We start from the raw sequence: 6,401 nt of genomic DNA, 5'->3' as shown, positions 1-6,401 counted from the left end.
ATTCGCTGAGCCGGTTCGGGCCCTTGGTGGTCGCGCGTTCCGGGTAGAGCGTTTCATAGACCACGGCATTTTCCAGCACGCGCTGCACATAATTGCGGGTTTCGGAAAACGGGATGCTCTCGATCCAGTCGATCATGTCAGATCCGCGCGGATCGCCGTTCAGGGCGATGAACCGCCGCACATTGCCCGGCCCGGCATTATAGGCCGCCACCGCCAGCGGCGCCGATCCGCCATAACTGGCGCGCAGCCGTTCGATGAAGCCGCTGCCTAACGTGACATTCCACACCGGGTCCTGCGTCAACCGACTGGCCGGGCTGGCGGGCAGGCCCATTTTCTGCGCCTGTTCAGCCGCCGTCGCAGGCACCAGCTGCATCAGGCCGAGCGCATTGGCGCTTGAACGGGCAGTACGATCGAACTGGCTTTCCTGCCGGGCGATGGCGTGGATGGTAGTGAACCGTGAGGCCAGCTCAGCGGGCAGTGGCAGCACCGGGAAGGCGACGGAAATCAACGCCAGTTCTGCCGTGCCGCGCGCCGCTTTGCCGGCATGCACGCCGGCATCGGGGCGGTTCAACGGCGCGGCGAGGCTCGCCACCAGTGCCGCACGCGCCGGGGTTTCGGCGGTATCGGCCAGTTGCTTCAGAAACAGGGTCTGGCGGCTGCGATCAACATCGGCCAGCGCAAACAGGGCGCGCACCCGGCCTTCCGCGCGGAAATTGCCGGCGGTGGCGGCGTCTGCGGCGGGCAGTGGGCGTCCCGTCAGCGCCAGCGGCTGGCCCAGTCGTTCGCTGGCCAATTGGCCATAGAAATAATCCGGATGGCGGGCGGCGGCGGCGTAATATTGCCGGGACAGGTCGCGCTGGCCGGCAGCATCGGCGGCGCGGCCGGCCCAGTAATCGCCGCGGGCCTGGCTGATCGGCGATTGCGCCACGGCGCGGGCGGCGCGGAAATGGGTCAGGGCTTGTGCGGGCTGGTTCAGCTTGCGCAGCGCAATCCAGCCGGCCAGCCATTCGGTGTCCAGCAGATGGGCGCGCTCTGCGAGTGGGCGTGCCGCCATGCGGGCCGCATCCAATCCGTGACCGGCCAGCACGGCCCGCGCCCGTTCCACATTGCCCGCCCGCCACAACGCGCGCCCGATATCGAGCCGCGATTTCAGCCAGCTTTCCTGGCCGGTGGTGATTGGCCCGCCAGCGATCCGCGCCGTGACGGGGCCAGCCAGCAGCGCATGGCCTTCGGCGGCGCGGCCAGCCCGGATCAACCACCTCGCTTCGTCCAGCACCAGCCCGGCTTCGCGCCGCAGCCGTTCCGGCACCACGCCCAGCCGCGCTGCCACATCGGGCGCATTGCGCTGCACGGCGATCCGCGCCAGCGCCCACAGGCGGGTATCGGTATCAACCCGGGCCAGCATGCGAGCCGCCGGCGTGATGCGATTGGCCCACAGCAGCCGATCCATGCGGCCGGCATGATCTTCGGGCCGCAAACGGTCACCGAATTTGGCCAGCAGCCGGGTTTCCTGTACTTCGTCGAGGCCTGCCGAATCCCAGGCATCGCGGGCCCAGCTGGCGGCGGCGGTTTGCCCGGTGGCCGCCAAGCCTTCCGCGTAACGCCATTTGCCTTCGGCAGTGATCGGCGGCAGCCGGCCGAAATGGCGCACGATCTGATCGGCCGGCGTTTCATCGCTGATGCTGCGCTCGGCCAGCCGGCGGATGGTGGAGACCGCCGGCCAATCGGTGTGGCCAGCCAGAAAGGCAGCATAGTCGGCAAAGCTGCCTTTAAAGGAGTCACGCCGCAGCCGGTCCCACGTCACCACCTCGTCCAGCACTGGAACCGTCTGTCCGCCGGTCAGCGGCGCACCGGAAAGCTGGGCAAAACGCCCGCTGTCATTGTCGGCAAGCCTTGCCTGATAGCGGGCGATGGTGGCGGCATCGAGCGATTGGGCGGCTGCCGGCGCCGCCATGCAAATGACGGCCACGACGGCAATGCTGGACAGGGTGGCCCACCGGCTTCTATTGCGCGCGTTGTACATGCCGACCGTGATAGGGTGCGGCAGAGGAACGGGCAATGAACGACTTTGGGAATGGATTGAATATCAAGGGATCAATTCCGGCGCTGGTCACCCCGTTCAAGAACGGCGCGGTGGATCTCGACGCGTTTGCGGCCCATGTCGAATGGCAGATCGCGCAAGGCAGCCACGGCCTGGTGCCGGTGGGCACCACGGGGGAATCGCCGACGCTGGCCAATGATGAACATTATGCCGTGATCAGCGCTTGCGTGGAGGCAGCGGCAGGGCGCGTGCCGGTGATCGCTGGTTGCGGCAGCAACGATACGCGCACGGCGCTGGCGCATCTGGCGCACGCTGAAAAAGTGGGCGCCGATGCCGCGCTGATCGTTGTGCCGTATTACAACAAGCCCAGCCAGGCCGGGCTGATCGCGCATTTCACCGCCCTGCACGATGCCACGCGCCTGCCGATCATTCTGTATAACGTGCCGGGGCGCACGGTCGCCGATATCAGTGTCGAGACGATTGCCGTGCTGGCCCGGCTGCCGCGCATCATCGGCGTGAAGGATGCCACCGGCAACATCGCCCGCGTCGCCCAGCAGCGGCTCGCCTGCGGCCCGGATTTCATCCAGCTTTCGGGCAATGATGATATGGCCATCGGTTTCAACGCGCACGGCGGCGTGGGGGCGATTTCGGTGACGGCCAACGTGGCGCCGCGGCTGTTTGCCCAGCTGCAGGAAGCGACGCTGCGCGGTGACTATGCCGCTGCCCTGGCCATCAACGATCGGCTGCAGCCATTGCATGCTGCGTTGTTCAGCGATTCGTCGCCCGGCCCGACCAAATATGCGCTGCACCGGCTGGGCCGCATGTCGGCCGAAGTGCGCCTGCCGATCATCGAACCGTCGGCTGCATCAAAGGCCGCGGTGGATGCCGCGCTTGCCCACGCCGGGCTGCTGTAATGGCCCGGCCAAAGCCTGAAGTTGGGGTAAAGACGAACACGGTCGCTGAGAACCGGCGGGCGCGCTTTGAATATTATATCGAGGATGTGGTGGAAGCCGGCATCATGCTGACCGGCACCGAAGTGAAATCGCTGCGTAAGGGCCAGGCCAGTATCGCGGAAAGTTTTGCCGAGGTGAAGGATGGCCAGATGTGGCTGATCAACGCCACGATCCAGGTGTTTTCCCACGGCAACATCTTCAATCACGAACCGAAACGGCCGCGCAAACTGCTGATGCACGCGCGGGAAATCGAAAAGATGGAAACCGCGGTGAACCGTCAAGGCATGACGATCGTGCCTCTCACCCTCTATTTCAACCGCACCGGGCGGGCCAAGATCGAAATCGCGCTGGGCAAGGGCAAGAAGCTGCACGACAAGCGGGAAACGTCGAAGGAACGCGACTGGCAGCGCGACAAGGCGCGGCTGCTCAGGGATCGCGGCTGAGGAGAGTCCGATGGCAGAGGGCAAGGGCAAAAGCGTTCGGGACAAGCTTGTCGCCATCAAGCAGGCTTGGGCCGAGAGCGGCCGCTTGCTCACCGGCAAAAGCGATCCGGATCACGCCCACCGCCTGCCGCCCGGCCAGCGCCTGGTCACCAATTGGCCCGTGCTCGATCTGGGTGTGAAGCCCGATATCGGCAAGGATGAGTGGCGGCTGACCGTGGATGGGGCGGTCGCCAATCCCGTCATCTGGGATTGGGCGGCCTACAAGGCCCAGCCACAGATCGACGATGTGTCCGACATTCACTGCGTCACGCAATGGTCGCGCTTCGATAATCGCTGGTCGGGCGTTGCCACCAGCCAGTTGCTCAGCGTGGTGCAACCGTTGCCACAGGCCAATGTTGTCGTGCTGCATGGCGCCGATGGGTACACCACCAACGTCACGCTGGAGCGTTTTGCCGGCGATGATTGCCTGATCGCCCATGGCCATGATGGTGTGCCGCTGTCGCGCGAGCACGGTGGCCCGGTGCGGGCGATCATCCCGCGCTGGTATTTCTGGAAATCGGCCAAATGGCTGACCCGCATCGAAGTTCTGGCCGTGGACAAACCGGGCTTCTGGGAGCTACGAGGATATCACAACGACGGCGATCCTTGGACGGAGCAGCGCTATAACTGAATCCGACGCCCCTGCAGCCGTGAATGACTGGATGAAATTCCAGCCCGTCAGAACTGCCTGGCCTGCGCCCTTTGCCGAAGGGCTGGCCAGCCCGTGGATCGGCTCGCTGCTGATGAATTTGCCGATCGCGCTGGCGCTGCTCGATTCCTCGGGCCGGATCATTTCCGGCAATGATGCCATGCAGGCCACCGCTGGCACCGGCTGGCGCCCCGGCATGCGCCCGGAAGCCATGGTGGTGGGCGATGATGCCGGCATGTTGTCGCGCGCCGTTGCCGACGTGCTGGCCGGTGGGGAGCCGCAGGTGTTGCGCCTCGCGTTGGCAGAACGCCCCGATGAAGTGCGCGATATCAATGTGATGTCCACGCCGTCCGGCTATGGCGCCTCGGCCCTGGTGGTGATGCGCGACATCCGCGAACAGATAAGGCTGGAAGCGCAGGTTGCTGCCGTCACCCGGCTGCAGGCGGTTGGCCAACTGGCCGGCGGGGTGGCGCATGATTTCAACAATCTGCTCACGGCCATCCTGGGCCATGCCGAACAATTGCTGGAACGCTTTCCCGGTCCTGGCCCCGATTCAGGCCCCGATTCCAGCCCCGAACATGATGCCGTGGCCGAAATTCTTCACAACGGCAAACGCGGGGCCAATCTGGTGGCGCAGTTGCTGGCCTTTGCCCGCCAGCAGCCGCAGAATCGGCAATTGCTGTGCATTCGCGAACTGGTGCAGGGGCTGCGGCCGTTGCTGGTCAAATTGCTTGGCCCGGCGATCGAATTGGATATCACCGCGGCGCCGGGGCTGTTCTTTGTTCGGGCCGATCCGGGCCAGTTGGAACAGGTCATCGTCAATCTGGCCGTCAATGCCCGCGATGCCATGGAAGGCAATGGCCGCTTGGTGATCAACATCGCCGATGTGCTGCGCCGTGATGTGGCCGGGTTGGGCCATGCCATGATGCCGGCCATCGATTTTGTTTCGATCGATGTCAGCGATACCGGCAGCGGCATTCCGCCCGATATTGCGGCCAAGATCTTCGAACCCTTTTTTACCACCAAGCCGCTGGGGCAGGGCACCGGCCTCGGCCTGTCCACCGTGTATGGCATCGTGAAGCAATCGGATGGCTATATCTTTGCCAAACCGGGGCCAGGCGGACGCGGCACCACTTTCTCGCTCTATCTGCCGGGCCGGCCGCAGCCAGCGGCGGTCGTGGCCGATCGCGCCGTGGTTGAAGTGCCGCCAGAACCGATTGCCGCCGGCCGCCGCGTGCTGCTGGTCGAAGACGAACCGTCGGTGCGGGCGGTGTTTGCCCGCGGCCTCGAACGCAAGGGCTGTGTGGTGACCACTGCCGGCGATGCCATGGTGGCGCTGGCCATCCTGCGGGACGGGCAAGTTTTTGACGTGCTGGTTTCCGACGTGATGATGCCGGGCATCGACGGTGTCGAACTTGCCTTCGAAGCGGCCAGGATGTGGCCGCAGATGGGCATCGTGTTGATGTCCGGCTATGCCGAACTGCCGCGCCACCGCGAAGCCGACGCACGCGGAATCCGCTTTCTGGCCAAGCCTTTCGCGCTGGCCGAACTGGTTGCGGCCATCGCCACCGCCCAACCTCTGAAGGGCTGAACCGACAAAATCGCCCGCGAAATGTTCGCCACTTGTTCTCATGGAACAATTGGGGTACATCAAAAGCCGTTGACGAATTTGTATGGCGGCTTCAGGGAAGGGATCGGGTCATGGCATCTGCTCTAAAAGTGGTGGAATCGGGAATGGATCGGCAAAAAGCACTCGAAGCGGCTCTGGCCCAGATTGACCGTGCGTTCGGCAAGGGCTCGGTGATGAAGCTCGGCCAGCGCGACGCGATGGAGATCGAGTCGATTTCGACTGGCTCTTTGGGTCTCGACATCGCGCTTGGTATCGGCGGCCTGCCGCGCGGCCGTGTTGTGGAAATCTACGGGCCGGAAAGCTCGGGCAAAACGACGCTGGCACTGCACGTCATTGCCGAAGCCCAGCGGAATGGTGGCACCGCGGCGTTTGTCGATGCCGAACACGCGCTCGATCCGGTCTATGCCAAGAAACTTGGCGTCAACATCGACGAACTGATCGTCTCGCAGCCCGATACCGGCGAACAGGCGCTGGAAATCGTCGACACGCTGGTGCGGTCGAACGCTATCGACGTTCTGGTGATTGATTCGGTGGCCGCGCTGGTGCCGCGCGCCGAAATCGAAGGCGAAATGGGTGATAGCCATGTGGGCCTGCAGGCCCGCCTGATGTCGCAGTCGCTGCGCAAGCTCACCGGTTCGATCAGCCG

6 protein-coding genes are annotated in these 6,401 nt (G+C 64.6%); 5 read left to right on the top strand and 1 reads right to left on the bottom strand.

Annotated elements, in window-relative coordinates:
* Nucleotides 1-1,954, bottom strand: a 1,954-nt coding sequence (locus RMO81_RS13130; RefSeq protein ID WP_310476342.1) for a lytic transglycosylase domain-containing protein, incomplete at its 3' end; no start/stop codon positions are given.
* Nucleotides 1,955-2,058: 104 nt separating this feature from the next.
* Between RMO81_RS13130 and dapA the strand changes: the two genes are divergently transcribed.
* From dapA to recA, 5 genes are all read left to right on the top strand, one after another.
* Nucleotides 2,059-2,955, top strand: a complete 897-nt coding sequence (gene dapA, locus RMO81_RS13125) for a 4-hydroxy-tetrahydrodipicolinate synthase (protein ID WP_310476341.1) — start codon at nucleotides 2,059-2,061, stop codon at nucleotides 2,953-2,955.
* The gene (gene smpB / locus RMO81_RS13120) at nucleotides 2,955-3,437 is read left to right on the top strand and encodes an SsrA-binding protein SmpB (RefSeq protein ID WP_310476340.1); all 483 of its coding nucleotides are present in this window, start codon (nucleotides 2,955-2,957) and stop codon (nucleotides 3,435-3,437) included. Before dapA ends, smpB begins: the two co-directional genes overlap by 1 nt.
* 10 nt (nucleotides 3,438-3,447) lie before the next feature.
* Nucleotides 3,448-4,107: a sulfite oxidase-like oxidoreductase gene (locus RMO81_RS13115; protein WP_310476339.1), complete on the top strand. Its 660-nt coding sequence runs from the start codon at nucleotides 3,448-3,450 to the stop codon at nucleotides 4,105-4,107.
* 31 nt (nucleotides 4,108-4,138) lie between these two features.
* Complete coding sequence (locus RMO81_RS13110) at nucleotides 4,139-5,716, top strand: response regulator (RefSeq protein ID WP_310476338.1); 1,578 nt, start codon at nucleotides 4,139-4,141, stop codon at nucleotides 5,714-5,716.
* A gap of 110 nt (nucleotides 5,717-5,826) precedes the next feature.
* On the top strand, nucleotides 5,827-6,401 hold a 575-nt coding region (gene recA / locus RMO81_RS13105), incomplete at its 3' end, for a recombinase RecA (protein WP_310476343.1).

The sequence above is a fragment of the Sandarakinorhabdus sp. genome (assembly GCF_031422795.1).
In the GTDB taxonomy this organism is placed as follows: domain Bacteria; phylum Pseudomonadota; class Alphaproteobacteria; order Sphingomonadales; family Sphingomonadaceae; genus Sandarakinorhabdus.
Note: the sequence above shows the minus strand (reverse complement) of the source record. Positions and strands in the feature narration are given on the sequence as shown.

What these genes read in the sequence shown, in the direction of transcription:
- smpB (WP_310476340.1), top strand. Translation starts at nt 2,955, where the DNA reads ATGGCCCGGCCAAAGCCTGAAGTTGGGGTAAAGACGAACACGGTCGCT.
- dapA (WP_310476341.1), top strand. Translation starts at nt 2,059, where the DNA reads ATGAACGACTTTGGGAATGGATTGAATATCAAGGGATCAATTCCGGCG.
- RMO81_RS13115 (WP_310476339.1), top strand. Translation starts at nt 3,448, where the DNA reads ATGGCAGAGGGCAAGGGCAAAAGCGTTCGGGACAAGCTTGTCGCCATC.
- RMO81_RS13110 (WP_310476338.1), top strand. Translation starts at nt 4,139, where the DNA reads ATGAAATTCCAGCCCGTCAGAACTGCCTGGCCTGCGCCCTTTGCCGAA.